The organism is Phyllobacterium sp. P30BS-XVII (assembly GCF_014138335.1).
GTDB classification, from domain to species: domain Bacteria; phylum Pseudomonadota; class Alphaproteobacteria; order Rhizobiales; family Rhizobiaceae; genus Phyllobacterium; species Phyllobacterium meliloti.
Genome location: NZ_JACGXO010000007.1, coordinates 157256 through 175978, shown reverse-complemented (window position 1 = coordinate 175978; position 18723 = coordinate 157256). Strand labels below are relative to the sequence as shown.

The window sequence follows — 18723 nt, the reverse complement described above, 5'->3', positions numbered from 1 at the left end:
ATGGGTTGTTACCGCAACCGCGGCAAGGCAATCTCCTGCGTTGACCAGCGGTAAATGCGGGACTGCAAGATTACCAGAAAGCCTGGCCCAAATATCTACCGGCGCTCCCGGCATTGGAACTGTAATTACGAGCCTCCTGTTCCTCGCATGCATCGTTGCAATCGTTGTCTATATGACCTTCTCCACCCACAACGAGACCCAAGCGGTCGTCAAGTCTGGTACGCAATGAGGGAATATATCTTCCGCTGATAAGAAATTCAGGGTCGAAGCAGCAATCGCAATTTCACTGCAATAAAAATCAATTATCAGTGTTGACGCGGTATTGCTGAAGAGGAGTTGGGACTGACATGGATGTTCAAATCGACCCCATATACACTATGCTGTTGCCTCTTGCCGCGGGCGCGGCGGCATGTCTGATCGGTGTTGCCACCATCGTCAGTGTCTACCGTTTTGGTCTGTCCGCTGAACGATCTGTATTTATAACACTCCTGGCATTATTTGGGCTGTTCGCGATCTCCGACTACTTTCTTGGCATCCAGATTCCGGTCGTTCTGGTGCTCGGTGTGATTGCATGCGGGCTCATCTTTGCAATCGTCGTCAAACGCATCGGTTTTGTGAGCAGGGTTGCTCTTGTGCGAGAAATCTAACAGACGCCTACGGAGCCAGAGACTGGCCGCGATCTGGTGCAGGTATATAGGAAGTTGGAACAGTTTTTGTCGTCGCTCCTTATTTGAATCAATGACTCTCTCATAAAAATCCGTTGGTGATTGATCAATGCAAGGCTTTCGTTCGTTGTGCGGAAAGAGTACGAGCATTGGCTATTAACGATTGGAGATTTCCATGCATAACGGCATGTCAAATATCAGTACATGGTATATCGATCCGGATGCGGAGGATGCGATGGCTGACGGGCATGCACCGATCTGGCGGCATCTGATAAACCTTTTGCCCGAACGGGATCTTTCGGGGAAAGCAGTGCTGGATTTTGGTTGCAATCAGGGCGGATTGCTACGTCATCTTTATGCGTTCCGGCCATTCCGCAAGGCGCTTGGTGTGGATATCGCCGAGCAATCGATTGCCAAAGCAAATCTACTCAAGGGTAATCTTCCCATTCAATACCAGGTTGCCGCCCACGTTGAGGGCTGGGATAGCCAGTTTGATCTCGCTATCAGCCATGAGGTGATTTATCTCATCGCTGATATTGAAATGCATGCGCGAGACATATGGCGGAGTCTGAAGACCGGTGGCGTGTATTATGCAGTAACCGGTTGCCACACGGATAATCCATTGTGGGCAAAATGGCGCGACCTTGTTGCAGCAAAGACAAACACGGTGGTGCAGGATCGTTCTATTACCGATTATGCCCGGGTGTTTAAGGCCGCAGGTTTTGAGGTGTCGGCGCGTAAACTTGAATTTGACGGGTTCATCCCGTTTGTTGCGGATGGCTGGATGCCAGATTTTGCCGATGCGCTCACGTATTATACGCAGACCAAGATCGTGTTCCGGCTCATTAAATCATAATTATGATCGGATAAGCTCAATATCGAAGTGCGGGCGGCTGCCAGGCGTAATGCGGACAAAATTGCCGTTTACGCGAAATACTTTCTCTATCAGTCCGGTTTCAGCAAGCGTATCTGGATCGCCATCGAACAGCAGTTGACCTTTTTCCAGCAGCGAAACACGATCACTGATCGAAATGGCCTGATTGATGTCATGGATGGCCATGATAATTGTCACGCCTCTCTCGCGGCTGAGACGATGAACCAGATTGAGCACTTCAACCTGAAAACCTATATCCAGAAACGAGGTAGGTTCATCCAGCAACAGGATTTGTGCTTCTTGTGCAAGCGCAGCCGATATCCAGGCACGTTGTCGTTCGCCTCCGGATAATTCGAGCAAGCTTCTATCTGCCAGATCGGCCAGCCCCGTGCTTTCCAGCGCCCATTCTATCGCCCGTTCATCATGATCATTGTAACTGCGAAACAGGCCGACATGCGGATAGCGACCCTGCCGGACGAGCTGTTCAACGGTCATTTCGTCAGGCGCGGATGGCTGTTGCGGTAAGAACGCCAACTGTTTGGCCAAATTGCGCCTCGACATCACCTTGGCAGGTTTGCCGTTGATTTCCACATGCCCTTCATGTGGTGCAATCAGGCCAGCCAGTGCCTGCAATACAGTGCTTTTACCCGAACCATTGGGCCCAATGAGAGCCCGTATCTCTCCGGCTTTCAGGTCAAGATTGAAGCTGTTCAGGGCTTTGCGACGCCCATAGAAAACTGACAATTGGGAGCAGGAAAGGGGCATCATGATCCTCAAGGTATTTTACGAAGCAGAGCGATCAACACGGGAACGCCGAATATGGCAGTGATCACCCCGATAGGGATTTCCTCAGCCTGACCCAGCAACCGCCCAAGCAGGTCGCCTAATGTCACAATGAAGGCGCCAAGAGCGATGGTAAGCGGTAGTACAAGGGAAAAGTGCCTCCTTGCCAGAAATCGTGCCAAATGAGGAACGACAAGACCGACAAAGATAATGGGCCCAACGGCACCGACAGCGCTTGCCGCAAGTCCACAGGACAAGAGCAGAACGATCGAAAACTGCCTGCGATACGACAGACCGAAGGATCGTGCGACAGTGGGGTCGAAACGCAGAAGATCAATTGACCGCTGCAAGGCTGGAAGCGCCGCAAGCCCGGCGACTGTGAAGGGCAAAAGGAACAGGACATGAGTCCAGCTGCGCGCATAAAGGCTACCGGAAAGCCATTCCAGCAGAATTTCAATACGCGCCGAGCCCCAACCGGCAATCAATCCAATCGCCGCCGCATGCAATACTGCACCGATTGCAATGCCGCACAGGGTAATTCGAAGCGGCCCCAGATCGAGCCGAAAGGCAAGGAGATAAATGAGACCACCCGCCGCAATGCCACCCAATGTGCCGATGGCGGGAAGCCAAGCGAGCGGCAAGGCAGCGAGCGTGTTGGAGCCGGGATCGAAAATATAAACGGTGAACAGAAGGAAGACCGTAACCGCCAGCGTTGCACCCTGTGAAATCCCCATGATTGACGGATCAGCAAGTGGATTTCGGGTAATGGTCTGCAGCAATAATCCGGCCACCGCAAAATGAATGCCTGCGAGGATTCCTGTAACAATGCGTGGCAAGCGGATATCGAGAATGATCGATCTGGCCTCAGTGGAGCCCTTCCCGGTGAGGACGGCTGCTACATCTGCCGCTGGAATGTCGGCAACGCCAAGGAACACCGCCGCTAGAAATGCCACGACCATTAAAGCTGACAGGATCGTCAACGATCCAAAAAGGGAAGGGCGGCCAGTGGGCATAGAAATGTTCATGCTCATTGACCGCCTTTCAATGAAAAGCTTCGCGTCTGGACAAGGTAGACAAAGAAGGGGCCACCCAGCAGTGCTGTGATGATGCCAACCGGAAGCTCGCGGGGTAAGGCGACACTGCGTGCGATCAGATCAGCGGTTACAGTCATCAGGGCGCCAATGGCCGCGGTCAAGGCAATCGACCAGCCCGTGTTTTGCGGCTTGAGCAGACGAGTGATGTGAGGAGAGACAAGACCAACGAAGGCAACAGGTCCGGCAACAGGTGCGACGCCAGCTACGGGCAGAACGGCGAGCAACAACAGCAACGGTTTCCAGAAGTTCATACTCAGACCCATGCCAATGGACGCATGTTCACTGAGAGCCAGCATGCCGATCACACGCTGACATGCCAAGGCACCCCCCAAACCAACAAGCACCCAAGGTGTCATATAAAGCAGGTGCGGCCATGATCGTCCCTGAAAGCCACCAGATAACCAGAAGAGGAGAGAGGGCGTTTGCGGGCCGCTCAACAGCAGGACATAGGTTGTTATAGCGCCAAGAAGGAGAGAGATACTAATGCCGCCAAGAGCAAGATGCAGCGGTCGTCCCTGACCCCCACGCGATACCCAGAGAGTGACGGAAGCCGCGGCCAAGCCACCGGCCAGTCCGACAAAGGGATAATATACCGATGATATCCAGGGGAAGAAAACAAAACAGCAAACAATGGGTGCAACAGCGCCGGAAGCAACACCGGTAATGTCCGGGCCAGCCAATGGATTGCGGGTCAACGCCTGCAGGAGATAGCCCGAAATTGCCAGCCCCGCCCCGCCTGTTGCCGCAGCAAGGCTGCGGGGCAGGCGCAGCGTCCAGATCAGGATGGAATCGATCTTGCCATCCGGCGCCAACAGAACCGACAGGACTTTAGGCAGGCTGAGCTGTTTGGTGCCAATAAGCAAGCCAATGACCACAACCAGCAGCGTTGCTGCCAAGACGAACATGGTCATCGTCATGGACCGCCTGACAGACGCTGCTTGTCGTTGTATCACAGGGATATCGCTAGTGGAGATCTGCGGGGATCAATTTTGCTGCTTCGGCCTTCACGTCTATCTTCGGGAAAGTCTCGGGATAGAGATAGTGGGCTGCTTCGCGCAAAACGATTTCGCGGGCTATCGGACCATTGGTTTCCACCCAATGATCGCCAACATAGAAAACACGTCCATTCTTTACGGCTGTAAGCTGCTGCCAGATCGGGTTGTTTTCGTGCGGGCGATCCGGACCGGAATCATAAACAAAGATGACCTCCGGATCTCTTTCAAGCATGGTCTCAAGGCTCAATTCCACTCCAAACGGTCCGCCTGGGCGCATGGACCCTGCGATATTGTCACCACCGAGCGCCGCAACAATTGATGCTGTGGTGTTCTCGGTATGGAAGGACCAAGGCGTATCTCCCGCCCACATGATCTGAAAACGGGGATGCAGATCCTTTGGTGCTTTGGCGCTATATTCGGCAAGGTGCTGCCGGAAAGTAGCATTCAGTTCCTCGCCGCGCTCTGGCTTGCCAAGTACTTTTGCCAACTGGGAAATCTCGCGATCGCTTTCGCTCAAAAGCTCCATATTATAGGCAACGTAAGGGGCTATCTTCTGCAGCTGCTCGGCATTGCCGATCGTATAACGGCGCATGGCGATAATAATGTCAGGTTTTGCTTCCGACAGAAGTTCCAGATTGGGCTTGGCGCGCTGGCCGACCTGTTTGATCTCTTTCGTGAGCCCCAAAAGAAAATCCGGATCGCGCCCGGCCGCCATGTAGGTCGTCGCCACCGGCTTGATGCCAAGCGCGAATGCCACGTCAGTAGCAAAATAAGAAATAGAGGCTATGCGTTTCGGGTTGGCCGGAACTTCAACAGCCGTTCCTCTATCGTCAACAATGGATAGTGTTTTTGAATTGTCCGCCGACGCTGATGCTATCGTCAGAATACCAAACAAGCCGATAGTGACATACCACTTGAGGCCCATACCAAACATCACTGCATCCTTTTTGAACGGGTGTAATTGTATATCGCTTTAGCCATAAATTATGATTAATTCAATCATATTATCAGTGCGCCGCGAATGCCGAGGCTTTGGTGCGTCAACTGGGTCTCAATGATGAAATTGGGCACCGTAGCGCAACAGCATCTCGCGCTGTGCTGTTCTTGGTGAATTCCGCTGGTAATATACTACAGACGCTTTTTGGATTGGGATTTTGAATATTATTGTATTCAGGGGATCGAGCCCAAGTCGGAGCATAGCGTTAAACCAAGTCCGCAACCCCAACATCACCCCAAACATTCTCACGACGACATCGCATCTCACCACCCATCATCACGTTCCTGCAATCTTCGCGTGCAATAGGTGAGAGCTGAATATAATGGGTAAGACTTAAGTATGGGTACGTTATATCTGGTCGGGGAGCGCGATCGTTCCTTTAACGCTTGGCGCGATGGTTATGTCTGGAATGGCAGGCGTTTCCAGCAAAGATACGTGCTAGAAAATTGATATTGGCTCGTTGTGTCTTTCACATCTTCCACCAGACATGGTTGAAGATCATTCTGGTTGTTGCCATCGCAGCCAGCCTCGCCGCTTGTCAAAGCGGCGTATCGGGTCTGGCAGTATCTGCACCGGACCTACCAAAAGCCTATGCATCAATAACAAAACTGCCTGGTAATACGCAGCGCGATACCCGGCTCTGGTGGCGTGTCTTTGGAGACTCTGTTCTCAGCGGGCTCGTTACGCGTTCGCTTGAACAGAACCTGACAATAACTCAGGCAAAACAGCAACTCATTGCGGCCCGGTCGATGGTGCGTACCTCAAATACTCTGTTCATGCCAACCGCCGATATTTCCGGAACAGCCAATGCTGGCACTGGCTCCACCAAGTCGGACGAGCTTATGCGCCGCCCCATGCAGCTGAATGTGGAGGCTGGATGGGAGCTTGGCCTGTTTGGTTTGCGTGAAAATACCCAGCGTGCGGCAAATGCCTCTGCTGACATGATTGCCGAAGACGTCGAAGCCGCCCGCATCGCCGTCGCCGCGGAAATTGCCAGTTCTTATGTCCGCCTGCGGGCGCTGCAGGAGCGTGTCGCTATCGCAAAGGCATCTTTGACGCTGCTTGGTCGCGATGGGCAACTCGCCACTGTTAAATATCGCTCTGGCCTTGCCACCGCTTCGGATGCGGAAGAAGCCAGGATCAGTCTTGGCGATGCCAGGGCCGAGGATACCCGTCTTCAGGCACAGATTGAAGCGACACTCCAGCAGATCGCAACATTGCTCGGCACGTCGAGCATTGATGCATCCCTGCGCCAGCCAAAATCGCAACCGGTCGCCAAACTTGATCCGGCAATCGGCCGACCCGCCGACCTCCTGCGTGCCCGCCCGGACATCCGGCGTGCCGAACTGGCGACTGTCCGGGCGGCGGCGGAAATCGGGATAGCACAAGCTGATCTTTACCCGAAACTTCGCCTTGGCGGCATGATTGGCATCGGCGGTCCGTCCCATGGTTCATTGTTTGGTGTTATGGGCGGTCCATCGATTCAGGTTCCGCTCTTCGATCAGGGGCGCCGCCGCGCGGTTGTTGCAGCCCGTCAGGCACAATATGAGGAAGCGGCAGCGGCATATAAACAGACCGTACTGACCAGTTACGAAGAGGCCTCTTCGGCACTTCGGGCTTGGTCGGCTGGGCACACCAATGTCCGCCAGTTCAGGGAAACATTGTCATCCGTCAGGAAAATTCAGTCTGAAAGCGCTGTACTGGAACGGGCGGGTCTGAGCGATCAATCCAAGCAGACGGCGAGCGCGATCAGGGTGCTTGGTCAGCGCAGACAGCTGGTGGAAGCACAAGAAGCCGAAGCACTGGCCCTGATTGCCTTTTACAAGGCGATCGGCGGCGCATCTCCGCTGGCTACGGGTACCCCCGGAGCCGAAGCTGTGCGTCAGAGAAAGAAGTAAGCCGATGGCTGTCTCAATCGCCCGTAAAACATTGATACATGAATGGCGGCGCTTTCTTCCGGCTATTGTCGCTGTGGGCTTTTCCGGCGTTCTGATGATTGTTCAGGGGGCTTTGCTTCTGGGGATCATTGGTTCGAACGCGCTTTATGTAACCCAGTCCAAGGCTGAATATTGGGTCGGCTTTCCCGGCACACAAAGTGTTGATCTTGGCCGCCCCATTGGAGCCGATACGGCTACCAGTCTTTATATTGAGCAGAACATCTCAAATATCGAACCGTTTTTGCTAGGCTCGGGCGACTGGCGAGGTGCGCGCGGCGGCGGAACAGGCGTCACCATTGTCGGCATCGATACGAAGGCAAACGGCCTTGCATTGGGGCGGATCGTTCCCGCAATCATGCGCAACCTTCTGCTGGAGCCCGGCACGGTTCTCATTGATGCTACGGACAAGAGCAAGCTCGCCATTGACGTTGGCGGCTCGGCCGAAATAAACGGCCGCCGTGTACGGGTTGTCGGCATCATCGATGGTTTGAGAGGTCTGGGCGGTGTAAATGTGATCACGTCAATCGACACGGCACGCACGCTCGATACCGCCCTTAGCACATCGGATAACGTGACCTATTTCCTCTATAACGTGAACAAGTTTGCGCCAGGTGACGCCATACTTAATCGTCTCAATCAGCAGGCAGGCGGCAAACGCTTTTACGTCTGGCCGGCACAGGATCTCGCGGGAATGTCCATACGCTACTGGCTTCTCGAATCCGGAGCCGGCATTGCCTTCATCTTTGCAACGGCAATTGCCATGCTTGTTGGAACGCTCGTTACCAGTCAGACGCTGATGGCGGCGGTTGCAGGTTCCATTCCGCAATATGCAACTTTGCGCGCGCTTGGCGTGTCGTTCAAATCGCTCCGTATCATCGTTATTGAGCAGGCTGCCTGGGTCGGCGTGCTCGGGCTGCTGCTCGGCGCTACATTCAGTATCACTGCGGCAACCATTGCCAATGTTTACCGGGTTCCGTTCGAGCTTCGCACCAGTGTCATGCTAGCGGCATCCATTGTCGTACTGCTCGTGGCGTTTGCCGCGGGATTGCTGGCATTGCGGCGCCTGCACCATGCCGATCCGGCAACGTTGCTACGGTGAACGCTATGCAACCCACCATTTCCGCCAGCGGGATCAGCAAATCATTTGTGGTCAAACAGATCCACACGATTGCATTGCAGGATGTATCTATCGACATTTTTCCGCGCGAACTCACCCTGATCATCGGCCCTTCCGGATGCGGCAAAAGCACATTGCTTGCGGCGCTGAGTGGTCTGACCACACCGGACACCGGCTCCATAAACACGCTCGCAACTGATCTGGTGGGCGCAAGTGATGATGAGCGTGACGCGTTTCGCCTCAATCATTGCGGCTTTGTTTTTCAGGGGTTCAACCTGTTCCCGGCCCTGACCGCACTTGAACAGGTGCAGGTGCCATTGGATTATCTCAAGGTCCCACAGGACGAGGCTGTCGAACGTTCAGAACAGGCACTTGCCCGCGTCGGTCTTTCACACAGGCAGCACCTGCATCCCACCGAACTTTCGGGTGGTGAAAAGCAACGTGTGGCCATAGCGCGCGCTATCGTCAAGAATCCCGCAATATTGTTTGCCGATGAGCCGACAAGCGCACTCGATAGCGTCAATGGGCAATCTGTCATCGAGATTCTGCACACCATAGCAAAAGATACCAATGCAACCGTTCTTTGTGTCTCGCACGATCCGCGTCTTATCGCTCATGCGGAACGTGTGTTGCACATGGAAGATGGCCGGATACTCGAAGACACCCGCCCTCGTCACACAACCGTAGCCTAAGGAAACAGTGATCATGATCATGCACAGACGCTTATTCGTCCGATGTGCAATCGCGCTGGCGACGGCTGGATGCGTGGGATGGGGTATCTCGCTTATGTCCGATGCAACAGCAGCCAATGAGGTGGAGATTGCGGCGAAGCCAGGCATTATTGCTGCAGCACGCGGCGTCGTTGACGTTGAAGGCGGTCTTTTGCGGCTATCGGCCCAGCGTGACGGTATGATCCAGGAGGTGCTTGCCGCCGAGGGTCAGAAGGTCAAGCAGGGCGATATTCTTGCCGTGATCGATAGCCGCCACGAAGTTATAGCGCTCCATACAGCAGAAGCGGAAGTACGTCAGGCGCAAGGCCAGCTGAGCCTGTTGAAGACGAAGTTACAGGCGCAGACACGTCAAGTTGACAGGCTACGGCGCGCGGCCGCCGGAAAGGCCGTTTCCACGCAAACACTGGATGAGGCTGAAGCGCTGCTGGCAACCACCAAAGGCGAGATAATGATTGCTGAGGCAGCTTTGGCTGCTGCAGAAAGCCGAATGGAAAACAGCCGTCTTGAAATCGACATGCGAACGGTTCGGGCTCCCATTGACGCACGCATTGTGCATCGCTCGACCAAGGTTGGCGAGGTTGTGTCCGCTCAGAATCTGAGCGAGCTTTTTACGCTTCTGCCGGAAACACCACGCATCGTCCGTGCTGAAATCCAGGAGCAATTTGTCAAGTTGATCAAACCGGGCATGGACGTCGATGTTGTTGCAGAAAGCGATGATGGTGTTCTGGTCAAAGGACGGGTTGTTCGCATTGGCCACGTCCTCACGCAAGTCAAATCCCGAGACACGCCTGGCGACCGTGTGGATGTGCGCACGTCCGATTGTATCATCAGCATTCCGCCCAAAGTACATATGCTGATCGGGCAACGGGTCGTTGTGCGCTTTAAACCGTGATTATGCGCCAATAGCCAGCTCGCCAGATATTCATTACTGTTTCAACCCGGACATGGGCGCTTCTCGTCGTGCGTCGTGTCCGGCTAAGCCTATGGTCGATGCAATGATACTGAGCCAGAGCCAGTGCAAGTTGCAGCAGTGCGTCATACCCCGTGACTAACCGGAATTGATTAGAACTGTGCGTGTGAGTGACACTGCTTAAAGTTGAGCATACGGCGTCTATATCGAGATGAGGGGCGACCAGTCCTATTCTATTTTCGGTACGGGGGAATACAGTTTTGGAGCAGTCAAAACCTTACGTCAGAACCCGTCTGTCCACCCTTGTATAACCCAACTAATACCTACGTATGGTGTCTGCCGCCCTGTCCTAATGCTACTGAATAGCGGACGCATTCATATGCGCACAGTTGTGATGTCACCATCATCACTCAAGCTGGAAACGATCCCAAAGTTGCGGGGCTTAGCTGATCCGGCACTTCGGAACCCGACCATTTGATAACCAACCGGAGGACCAATCCATGGAACCGATTAGACGTCGTGGGTTTATTTCATTGATGGGCTATTTTGGGCTAGCATCCGTAGCTCAGGCGGCAAGTTTTGGTAATCCTGACCGACCGCCCGAAGGCAAAATAAACGCCCATAGTCTCTCAAGCACGAGCGATCCCGGGCCGGCAAGCCCGAACCTTGCCTCACAATTTCCCAGCTCTCAAAATCCGCCAGCGACCGATATCAATGGCATGCCGCAGTTCTGGTCGTCATTCAACATCATGCACAAGCGCTATCAGGATGGTGGCTGGGCACGGCAGATCACCCAGGAAGACTTTGCAATTTCAGAAACAATATCCAGCGTGAATATGCGATTGAGTGCTGGCGGCATCCGGGAAATGCACTGGCATCAACAGGCGGAATGGGCAATCATGCTCTCTGGAAAATGCCGCATTACCACGCTTGATGAGCAGGGACGATCATCTGTTGAAGACGTGGAGGAGGGAGACCTCTGGTATTTCCCTCCGGGCTTGCCTCATTCCTTGCAGGGCCTCGGACCTGATGGCGCAGAGTTTCTTCTTATCTTCGACAATGGTTTGTCATCTGAATTCAACACTTTGCTTGTGACTGACTGGATTGCCCATACACCGCCTGAAGTTCTGGCCCAGAATTTCGGAGTTCCCGCGGATGCTTTCAAAAATATCCCTCTCGACAATTTATGGATTTTCCAGGGGGATATTCCTCCCAGTCTGGACGAAGATAAAAAATCGGCGCGTGTAACATCGGGCACAGAAAAGGTTACATATAAACTGTCGAAATCGCCGCCTATTCCATCTGGCCGCTCTGGAGTTGCGCAGGTCGCCGACAGCCGCAATTTTCCGATCTCCAAGAATATTGCCGCAGCTCTCGAGACGATTCACCCCGGCGCCTTACGCGAAATGCACTGGCATCCGAATGCCGATGAATGGGCGCTTGTCATCAAGGGCAAAGCACGGGTCACAGTCTTTGATACGGGGCCGAAGGCAACCACAAACGACTTTAATCCCGGGGATATCTGGTACATCAAGAAAAGCCTTGGTCACTATATCGTCAACACGGGAGACGACGATCTGGTGGTGCTCACGATCTTCAAGTCAGATCGCTTTGCCGAAGTCACCCTCACCAGTTGGCTTACACACGTTCCTTCTGAAATGGTGCAGCAGACATTGAAACTGGATGCCGATGTGATTGCCCGTTTTCCGGCCGATCGTCCGGAGTTCTTGCCCAAATAAGAGGCCAGCTTTTTTCTCCCGCCTCATCAAGGCGGGAGAAAATTAAGACGCAAAACAATTCCAGCAAATGTTCAGGCTGTAATCTTTCCCTCAACCCATGTCTCTCGCTGTGAGATACGCGCTTCCCAAACAATATCCTGACGATCTGCTTCCCTTTGCGGGCATGTCGGCTAATGGAAAAGAAAATGGCATGCACGCAAAGGTTAGATTCATGCTTGAGGCTGATGTCACCTAGCCACACCTCCGAGGCATTTCACTCTAGTATTTCGTTTTCTCGACACTCTTATCGCCGATTCGCTCCCGTTGAAGCCCTGCGGATGCCAAACGCTTTGCGGTTTCTTTTGAGCTCATCCCTTCCCATTTTCGGGTTACAGTGCTGAGATTCACACCACGGGATTTGAGCTCCGTCAAAACCTGTTCTACATAATCAGTTGGCGTCTGGTAGTGTCCGCTCAAATCCGTGATCATTGTCAGTCTCCCGCCTCGGACAATCCAGGCGCCAGCCGCCGCAATTTCTCGTCCCGCCAAAAAACTGCTGTGGTGCTGTACTTCTTGTTTGTTCCCAGAGTATATCCGTCCATCCCCTGTCATGACGAAGATGTACGCTCCATTGAGGCCTGCTTCCGTGTCGAGAGGGTGAAAGCCGCCGCTTTGAAGTTGTACGAGTAGCCCGGCCTGAACGTCCACTCGGTAGGGCTCCCTATGAGAGGAAAGGAAATAGGTGGTCCCCATGTCCATCATGTGATCGTTCACGTCCTTCTGGAAACCAGCCGCTCTCAACATTCCAAGGGTCTTGTACTTCATTTGCAGACTCCATTTGTACTGAACCAGCGCTTCATCATCCGTGCCGGCATTTGCGCCCCATCACGGTTTTCCATTCTGTTATAGTCATAAGGCGATGCAGATTAAGTGCGACAGTAGAGCGGTCGCGATGGCATTTTCGAGACGCGATCAATACACCCTCACTCTAATTTCGGCTGATCTGGGTTGGTGCTGGTGCAGGAGGCGGCAACTCCTCACCGACAGCCAGTCGCATCGCCACCATTTCCTGTTGTTGCTCGACAATAATTTCCTGCGCAATGCGCTTCAATTGTTCGTTACTGCCGAACCGCAGATAGTTTTGAGCCATGTCGATCGCTCCCTGATGGTGCGGCATCATCATCTGCACGAAGTCATGATCAAGTTTGCCCGTTGGCGGCACAACCATTTCATACATCATTTTTTCCATGGAATTGTTCATGGCGACAAGGTACGCGGTCTCATCGTCAAACTTCTCTATTCCAACATTACAGACAGACATCAGGTTCGACACGAGCTGCTGTAGTTGCGACGGTGATTTCAACTCTGGAGGCGGCGCGGCTGTGCTTATGCCAACGAACATCAATGCGGCGCCGAATAGTGCGCAGAAGAGATAGGATGTAAGTGTTTTCAGAAGTTTCATCGTGCTGAACCGACGTTTAACGTCGATCTTTCCTTAGTTGTCTTGCCCTGTTCGACGATTATTCACCGGGAGGCTCCGGGCCGCAGCAAAAAGTTGCGGAAAATCGAAACGCATTTCGTCCCAATTGGCCGGGCAAGGGCCCCGACGCTTAAGGTACGGGCCATCATTCTGACTGCACCTGAATGACTTTGCCGGGCTTGCCTTCGTTGGAGACTGCAATCACAAGATAACGCTTCTCATCTTTGTGTTTCGCATCGACGATCTGGCGGATCGGGCCGACTGCGCTGACGATCGCTGAGCCTGCAGGATTTGTCATAAAGTTCGACAGACCTTGCAGCAAACCACTTCCATCCGGCTTATCCGATAGAGCAAGAATATAGGGCATCTTCGGCTCAAGTCCGGTGACTGCAGCCTGAAGGATCTGTGTTAGCCCCTGATCAAACAGTGCCACGGTTGTTGGTGAGTTACGGCCTTCATCCCGGCTTTTCGCAACCAGCTTCAGATGGGCAGCTTCGCCCGCTACTCCAATGGGCACCAGATTTCCAAGGCCGTCACCTTCAGGAACGGCATTTGGTACATAGGCCACAGCTTGAGGTGCCTGACCAATCGGGATGTTAGCGATGACCTTGTTCGTCAGCGTATCGATCACAGCGAACTGGTCGGCGTTTTCCAGACCGACATAGACGCGTGTACCGTCGCCCGAAGGCCAGATACCATGCGGCAGGTTACCGACCGGAATGGTCGCAACCTGTTCGAATGTGTCCGTGCGGAACACTTTGACCTCGTTCAGTCCGCCGATTGTCACATAGGCAAAGCTGCCATTCTTGTTGATGACCAGATTGACGTGATTGGTGATCGGCCCGGTATCAATGGTTTTGATGAGATCGAACGGAGCCTCGACATTGAAAACCTGTACCTTGCCGGTGTCCTTTAGTGTGAACCAGACCTGCTTGCCATCGGGAGATGCGGCGATATTTGGACAGAATGGGCTTGCCTGTTTCACGTGGCCGACGATCTGATGGTCAGCGACCGCGATCACGGCGACCTCCGGATTGAACGACGAACAGACATAGCCGTATTTTCCATCGGGCGAGAAGATTTGCATTCCCGGTCCGGCGGCAACCTTGATGCGTGTCTTTTCTTCAAAACTATTGGCGTCGATGACGGAAACATAGTCTTCGCCGCGTACCGTGACCCAGACCTCCTTACCATCTGGGGTATAGAACGCCTCATGCGGGGAGCGCCCGCTATAGGTCGTATGCTTGATCGCATTGGTGGCTGTATCAAGGAAAGTGATCGAGTTGGAACCAATCGATACAATGGCGAGCGTCTTGTGATCAGGTGAAAATCCCATGCCGTGGACAAGCACCTGTCCCTTATAGAGCGGGCTCATATTGCCCGGCTGTGGATCACCAAGCCTGATGACACCCAGAAGCTTGTTATCTACGGGATCGGATACGGAGACGGTATTGGAATACTGTTCGGCGGCATAGATCCGGTCCTTGTGACTGACTGGAATATCCGGATCGGAAGCGTATCCCGGTATCTGTCCCGCAAGGCTTGCGATAGGAGTAAGTATGGTGCCGGTGAGAAGGGCAAGGCAGAGAAGGGTGTGTTTCATTGGATGGTTCTTTCCAGCGGTCGCTGACAACAGATCGCTGACCGCCGGGCGTGCGATTTCCGTTGCTGTTTGACGAAGATTTCGGGTGTTTAAGCCGGGCTAACCGGACGACAGCACACCCGTGTTGCATGGTCAGTAAATTCAGGAGAAAATGTCACGCCTTCTTCTGTTTCTGCTGGCAGACTCAACTTAACGCCGGGAATGTTTGCACGCCAATGCCGAATTTCCCTCATTTTCTGCCATCCGCCGTAAGCAGATTGATCACCCCTCAACACGACAGCATCAATGACATGGCTGGCGTTGTCGCAAATTATGCGCCGTGAATTTGTTACTGTGTTTTTACGGCAGAATCAGAGGGGGTAATGGCATTACTGCCATTTTGCTGCCCCTTTTGGAGCCTCATGATGGATACTGCAATGTCAGCCAATCATACAAACAATCGAACGAAATCTCATAGAGTTGTCCTCCTTGCGGCAGCGCCGGTTCAGCTGCTTGATGTAGCTGGTCCTGTCGAGGTATTCGCACAGGCAACGCAAATGAAGGCGAGCAGCGGTGATGGTATTCTCGCGCATTCGGCAGATGCGCCAGCTTATGAAATTGATGTCTTTATCATTCCCCATGAGGGACAAACCAAATCATCATCCGGCATAGGCCTCTCATCAACCATATCGCGTGAAGAGTTGCTCAGCCGAAAAGAAATAGACACATTGATCATTGCCGGAGGCGAGGGCGCTCGAAATCGATGTGCCGAGCCTGAGATTGTGGAACTCGTAAGTCTTCTTGCAAAGCGAGCCGGTCGTATCGCCGGTGTTTGCACAGGCGCTTTTCTATTGGCAGAAACCGGCTTGCTTCAAGGGTGCAAGATTACGACGCACTGGCGTTGGTGCGCTGAGCTTCACCGTCGTCATCAAGGTGTTTCTGTTGATCCTGATCCGATCTATGTCCAGGATGGCAATCTCTGGACCTCTGCAGGTGTCACGGCGGGAATGGACTTGGCGCTGGCGCTTGTGGAAGCGGATTTCGGGCATGTCCTGGCACTGTCCGTGGCACGCGAACTCGTACTCTTTTTGCGGCGTCCTGGTGATCAAAAGCAATTCAGTTCTGTTCTGGCGGCGCAGAGCGCGCCGTCACGCCGGCTCCGTGATCTGGTCGCTTGGATGACTGATAACCTCCACCGCCCTCTGACCGTTTCCGAAATGGCGTCGCGGGCGTGTCTCAGTCCTCGACACTTTGCAAGAGCATTTCAGGCGGAGACGGGTATTACCCCAGCTCGGATGGTTGAAAGGCTGCGCGTTGAAGCGGCGCGCCGGGCACTTGAAGATGGGCGGGCTGCGCTGAGTATCGTTGCAATGACTTGCGGATTTCAATCCGAGGAGACGATGCGCCGCTCTTTCCTCCGGCAAGTTGGCATCCCGCCCGGAGAATACCGCGAGCGCTTCCGCTCATATCCGAGTTTGCTGATCAATTAGGATCTATAGAGTGGTGATATACTTACCGGTTTGGCCTTCAATCCTGACATAAGTCCCGCGAGTTCGTCAGGATGGTGCGCATTAAATACCCCTCAATCTGCCTGCATGTAATCCCCCACGCTATAGCAATGGCTCGCCTGATAGGCGTTACGCCCCCGGTTCATGTGCGTCAGGTTGAAGGTCCGGATGCCGCGTAACACACGGCTGTTTATGAGAAATTTGCGGATCGAGACGGCGCTGCGCACGTTGATGCCGAAAATGTCCGCACCACGCGGGAAGAAATAACTGACGTCCTCTGGCATCGCGACGCTTTGCTCGAGAAAGGGTTCATCCACCCGGCTCGGCGTGGCCGAACGATCCGTAGTGAAATCCGAAAGATGCACGATGAATCTGGCGCGGATATCTTCGTCTTGGGCATACAGCGTAAAAAGCTCCATCCAACTCGCATTGACGCGGATGAGGGGCTTGTCCGATGTCGACGGCAGGCAGGAAACCGACCAGTAGTAGCGTTCGGTCTTGCGGGGAATGGGAATGCAGCTTGGACCATATAGCGCGAGAATCTCCAGCACTTCCTTAGCTTGCGGGCGACGAAGCAGCTTCTCAAATCGAGCGACATATTTGAAACGTTGTTCCATGGACTCCAAGCGATCGACCGTGTCTGGCAAGTCGATCTTGCCCTCTATCCAATCGCGCTGCTGCTCCAATCCAAGGAATTGCCGCACACCGGTAATTTTCGGGCGAGAGGTCGCTGCCATGTCAGAAGCCTTGCGAAATTCGTGTGCTCGTCATCGACTGACTCCTGCTTTTTCGCTTGGGTGTTTGCTAGTCTAAGCATCGCGCCCATACGCCTGCGAATAATACTTCACGGATGGGAAATTTGAAACGTTTGCCCGAGCATGAGGAGAAAGTTGCATTGTTCGTTCGTTTGGCTGCGTTCAGTCTGTTGCCGCGTACATTCCTTAGCTCGGACTTTAGGTACTCGTACGAATTGTGGGCAATTTTCCGCCGTCCTATTACGCGATCAGGCTGCGGGATGAAACGAGGCCCTGCTGCCAACGGCACTTAACCTGCCGCCGTGAGAAATCCCGCACCAGATATTCCACCCCCAAACGAGGCGCGAATTCCTATGCGGACCAATCCATTACATTTACTTTCAATACAAAAACGGTGTGTTGCGAACTCCTTGGCGGGAGCTGGCTTTTTGGCAATCGCCGCTATCGCAAGCGCGATATCGCCTGTCGGCGCACAGCAGCCCGTGCCAATTCAGACCCCGGCGGCTGTGCCTGCCGCACCGCAACCGGCCAATATGGACCCGAAGGCGATACTCGCAATCATTCGCTCCACTCTTCTTGCGCTTGATCAGGCCAACAAGACAGGCAATTATTCGGTTCTGCATGATTTGGGCTCACCGGATTTCCAGCGGGATAATACGGTGGCGAAACTCGGAGAAATTTTCGCGGGACAGCGTAATGTCAACCTTGATCTGGCTGGCGCGCTAGTTATGGAACCGGCTCTCACCCTGCCGCCGCAGATCGAAACCAACGGGCTTCTGCACCTTGCTGGTCATTTCCCCGTGAGTGGCGATGCGCGCCTGAATTTCGAAATGTTCTATCAGCTCGTCGACAACAAGCTGAAACTGTTTGGTGTAAGTGTCAATGTTGCTCAGGATGCCTCGTCGTCTCCTGTTGAGGTTCCGGCGCCAGTCGTGCAATCGCCAGCGGCGAAACAACCCGAGACAGGTAAGCCAAAAGCAAAACCAAAGCCAAAGTCGGTAGTGGACCCCAATTTGCTGCAATCACCCCAGTGAGGCGGTGATTTATCATCCTGAATTTGTGAGGTTTACGTGAAGTCTTGCCGCCATTTGGCCGGTAAGACTTCACCCTTTTGCGCTAGAGCGCGCAAGTCAGAATATGCGCCATTAACCGGCGAATTACGTCAAAAGTTGTAGGTAAATGCCCGAATATACATCTCGGGATGAAGGCCCGATAACCGGCTAAGATTCTGGAACGGGCTGATTCGGGTCAATCTTCTCAGGCTTTTCCAAAGTTGGTGCGATGGCTTGCGCGCGGCGGAAGGCGTTTTAATCCGACTGAATATTGAATTTGAGAAACGGATCGTGCCGCCTGCTTCGGCGAGCCGGATTTGGATGACGGATTTTACGCACACAAGAATTCCTAAAACGCAATTTTCATGATGAATTTCAGGATTGGCAACAGCACAATGTCCCACAACGAAAACAACCGCATCTCCAGTCAATCCAGTCGCCGCGCGCGCAAGCGCCTCCACGCTATTTTGCGCATGGCGCATCGTGTGTTGGGGCTAGGAAGACGGCGGCTCGGCTTGGGTTCTC

The 18723-nt window shown here is 53.6% G+C and carries 18 protein-coding genes; 9 read left to right on the top strand and 9 right to left on the bottom strand.

The window, feature by feature from the left end:
- Positions 1 to 347 precede the first annotated feature (347 nt).
- Together FHW17_RS19330 and FHW17_RS19325 are read left to right on the top strand one after the other, a co-directional pair.
- Positions 348 to 647, top strand: coding sequence for a hypothetical protein (locus FHW17_RS19330; RefSeq protein WP_112528463.1), 300 nt, complete (start codon positions 348 to 350; stop codon positions 645 to 647).
- Positions 648 to 840: 193 nt separating this feature from the next.
- On the top strand, positions 841 to 1521 hold the full coding sequence (locus FHW17_RS19325) for a class I SAM-dependent methyltransferase (RefSeq protein WP_112528461.1): 681 nt from the start codon (positions 841 to 843) through the stop codon (positions 1519 to 1521).
- On the opposite strand, the gene FHW17_RS19320 is transcribed toward FHW17_RS19325, so the two are convergent.
- From FHW17_RS19320 to FHW17_RS19305, 4 genes are read right to left on the bottom strand one after another with little or no spacing between them, the layout of a single operon-like run.
- The gene (locus tag FHW17_RS19320) at positions 1522 to 2304 is read right to left on the bottom strand and encodes an ABC transporter ATP-binding protein (protein WP_112528459.1); all 783 of its coding nucleotides are present in this window, start codon (positions 2302 to 2304) and stop codon (positions 1522 to 1524) included.
- A gap of 8 nt (positions 2305 to 2312) precedes the next feature.
- Positions 2313 to 3353, bottom strand: a complete 1041-nt coding sequence (locus FHW17_RS19315) for an iron ABC transporter permease (protein WP_112528458.1) — start codon at positions 3351 to 3353, stop codon at positions 2313 to 2315.
- Positions 3350 to 4327, bottom strand: coding sequence for an iron ABC transporter permease (locus FHW17_RS19310; protein ID WP_112528544.1), 978 nt, complete (start codon positions 4325 to 4327; stop codon positions 3350 to 3352). Before FHW17_RS19310 ends, FHW17_RS19315 begins: the two co-directional genes overlap by 4 nt.
- A gap of 52 nt (positions 4328 to 4379) precedes the next feature.
- Complete coding sequence (locus FHW17_RS19305) at positions 4380 to 5336, bottom strand: ABC transporter substrate-binding protein (protein ID WP_112528542.1); 957 nt, start codon at positions 5334 to 5336, stop codon at positions 4380 to 4382.
- Positions 5337 to 5860: 524 nt separating this feature from the next.
- On the opposite strand from FHW17_RS19305, the gene FHW17_RS19300 reads away from it, so the two are divergent.
- The 5 genes from FHW17_RS19300 (at position 5861) to FHW17_RS19280 (ending at position 11842) form a co-directional block, all read left to right on the top strand.
- Complete coding sequence (locus FHW17_RS19300; RefSeq protein WP_162700424.1) at positions 5861 to 7306, top strand: efflux transporter outer membrane subunit; 1446 nt, start codon at positions 5861 to 5863, stop codon at positions 7304 to 7306.
- A gap of 4 nt (positions 7307 to 7310) precedes the next feature.
- On the top strand, positions 7311 to 8444 hold the full coding sequence (locus FHW17_RS19295) for an ABC transporter permease (RefSeq protein ID WP_112528454.1): 1134 nt from the start codon (positions 7311 to 7313) through the stop codon (positions 8442 to 8444).
- 5 nt (positions 8445 to 8449) lie between these two features.
- Positions 8450 to 9154: an ABC transporter ATP-binding protein gene (locus FHW17_RS19290; RefSeq protein WP_112528452.1), complete on the top strand. Its 705-nt coding sequence runs from the start codon at positions 8450 to 8452 to the stop codon at positions 9152 to 9154.
- 94 nt (positions 9155 to 9248) lie between these two features.
- The gene (locus tag FHW17_RS19285) at positions 9249 to 10085 is read left to right on the top strand and encodes an efflux RND transporter periplasmic adaptor subunit (protein ID WP_162700425.1); all 837 of its coding nucleotides are present in this window, start codon (positions 9249 to 9251) and stop codon (positions 10083 to 10085) included.
- A 518-nt stretch (positions 10086 to 10603) separates the two neighbouring features.
- A complete protein-coding gene (locus tag FHW17_RS19280) occupies positions 10604 to 11842 on the top strand; it encodes a cupin domain-containing protein (protein ID WP_182510598.1) in 1239 nt (412 codons plus the stop codon).
- Positions 11843 to 12100: 258 nt separating this feature from the next.
- Here the strand turns inward: FHW17_RS19280 and FHW17_RS19275 are convergent, their stop codons facing one another.
- The 3 genes from FHW17_RS19275 to FHW17_RS19265 all read right to left on the bottom strand — a co-directional run bounded on the left by FHW17_RS19275 (position 12101) and on the right by FHW17_RS19265 (position 14904).
- Positions 12101 to 12646, bottom strand: coding sequence for a hypothetical protein (locus tag FHW17_RS19275; RefSeq protein WP_182510597.1), 546 nt, complete (start codon positions 12644 to 12646; stop codon positions 12101 to 12103).
- A 163-nt stretch (positions 12647 to 12809) separates the two neighbouring features.
- The gene (locus FHW17_RS19270; RefSeq protein ID WP_246706934.1) at positions 12810 to 13142 is read right to left on the bottom strand and encodes a DUF305 domain-containing protein; all 333 of its coding nucleotides are present in this window, start codon (positions 13140 to 13142) and stop codon (positions 12810 to 12812) included.
- 304 nt (positions 13143 to 13446) lie between these two features.
- Complete coding sequence (locus FHW17_RS19265) at positions 13447 to 14904, bottom strand: YncE family protein (protein ID WP_182510596.1); 1458 nt, start codon at positions 14902 to 14904, stop codon at positions 13447 to 13449.
- Positions 14905 to 15320: 416 nt separating this feature from the next.
- On the opposite strand from FHW17_RS19265, the gene FHW17_RS19260 reads away from it, so the two are divergent.
- On the top strand, positions 15321 to 16373 hold the full coding sequence (locus FHW17_RS19260; protein ID WP_182510595.1) for a DJ-1/PfpI family protein: 1053 nt from the start codon (positions 15321 to 15323) through the stop codon (positions 16371 to 16373).
- A 92-nt stretch (positions 16374 to 16465) separates the two neighbouring features.
- Here FHW17_RS19260 and FHW17_RS19255 read toward each other — a convergent pair whose 3' ends face one another.
- Entirely contained in the window at positions 16466 to 17128 is a 663-nt protein-coding gene (locus FHW17_RS19255; protein WP_182510594.1) for a hypothetical protein, read from the bottom strand.
- Between the two features lie 446 nt (positions 17129 to 17574).
- On the opposite strand from FHW17_RS19255, the gene FHW17_RS19250 reads away from it, so the two are divergent.
- Complete coding sequence (locus FHW17_RS19250) at positions 17575 to 18180, top strand: hypothetical protein (protein ID WP_112528438.1); 606 nt, start codon at positions 17575 to 17577, stop codon at positions 18178 to 18180.
- Positions 18181 to 18308: 128 nt separating this feature from the next.
- Here FHW17_RS19250 and FHW17_RS19245 read toward each other — a convergent pair whose 3' ends face one another.
- Positions 18309 to 18680 (bottom strand): hypothetical protein, encoded by a 372-nt coding sequence (locus FHW17_RS19245; RefSeq protein ID WP_162730179.1) that lies wholly within the window; start codon positions 18678 to 18680, stop codon positions 18309 to 18311.
- Positions 18681 to 18723: the final 43 nt, after the last annotated feature.

Excerpts from the sequence above, each read along its gene's own strand:
- FHW17_RS19330 (WP_112528463.1), top strand. The coding sequence starts at position 348 with ATGGATGTTCAAATCGACCCCATATACACTATGCTGTTGCCTCTTGCC.
- FHW17_RS19325 (WP_112528461.1), top strand. The coding sequence starts at position 841 with ATGCATAACGGCATGTCAAATATCAGTACATGGTATATCGATCCGGAT.
- FHW17_RS19320 (WP_112528459.1), bottom strand. The coding sequence starts at position 2,304 with ATGCCCCTTTCCTGCTCCCAATTGTCAGTTTTCTATGGGCGTCGCAAA.
- FHW17_RS19315 (WP_112528458.1), bottom strand. The coding sequence starts at position 3,353 with ATGAGCATGAACATTTCTATGCCCACTGGCCGCCCTTCCCTTTTTGGA.
- FHW17_RS19310 (WP_112528544.1), bottom strand. The coding sequence starts at position 4,327 with ATGACCATGTTCGTCTTGGCAGCAACGCTGCTGGTTGTGGTCATTGGC.
- FHW17_RS19305 (WP_112528542.1), bottom strand. The coding sequence starts at position 5,336 with ATGGGCCTCAAGTGGTATGTCACTATCGGCTTGTTTGGTATTCTGACG.
- FHW17_RS19295 (WP_112528454.1), top strand. The coding sequence starts at position 7,311 with ATGGCTGTCTCAATCGCCCGTAAAACATTGATACATGAATGGCGGCGC.
- FHW17_RS19290 (WP_112528452.1), top strand. The coding sequence starts at position 8,450 with ATGCAACCCACCATTTCCGCCAGCGGGATCAGCAAATCATTTGTGGTC.
- FHW17_RS19285 (WP_162700425.1), top strand. The coding sequence starts at position 9,249 with ATGTCCGATGCAACAGCAGCCAATGAGGTGGAGATTGCGGCGAAGCCA.
- FHW17_RS19280 (WP_182510598.1), top strand. The coding sequence starts at position 10,604 with ATGGAACCGATTAGACGTCGTGGGTTTATTTCATTGATGGGCTATTTT.
- FHW17_RS19275 (WP_182510597.1), bottom strand. The coding sequence starts at position 12,646 with ATGAAGTACAAGACCCTTGGAATGTTGAGAGCGGCTGGTTTCCAGAAG.
- FHW17_RS19270 (WP_246706934.1), bottom strand. The coding sequence starts at position 13,142 with ATGTCTGTCTGTAATGTTGGAATAGAGAAGTTTGACGATGAGACCGCG.
- FHW17_RS19265 (WP_182510596.1), bottom strand. The coding sequence starts at position 14,904 with ATGAAACACACCCTTCTCTGCCTTGCCCTTCTCACCGGCACCATACTT.
- FHW17_RS19260 (WP_182510595.1), top strand. The coding sequence starts at position 15,321 with ATGTCAGCCAATCATACAAACAATCGAACGAAATCTCATAGAGTTGTC.
- FHW17_RS19255 (WP_182510594.1), bottom strand. The coding sequence starts at position 17,128 with ATGGCAGCGACCTCTCGCCCGAAAATTACCGGTGTGCGGCAATTCCTT.
- FHW17_RS19245 (WP_162730179.1), bottom strand. The coding sequence starts at position 18,680 with ATGCGCCATGCGCAAAATAGCGTGGAGGCGCTTGCGCGCGCGGCGACT.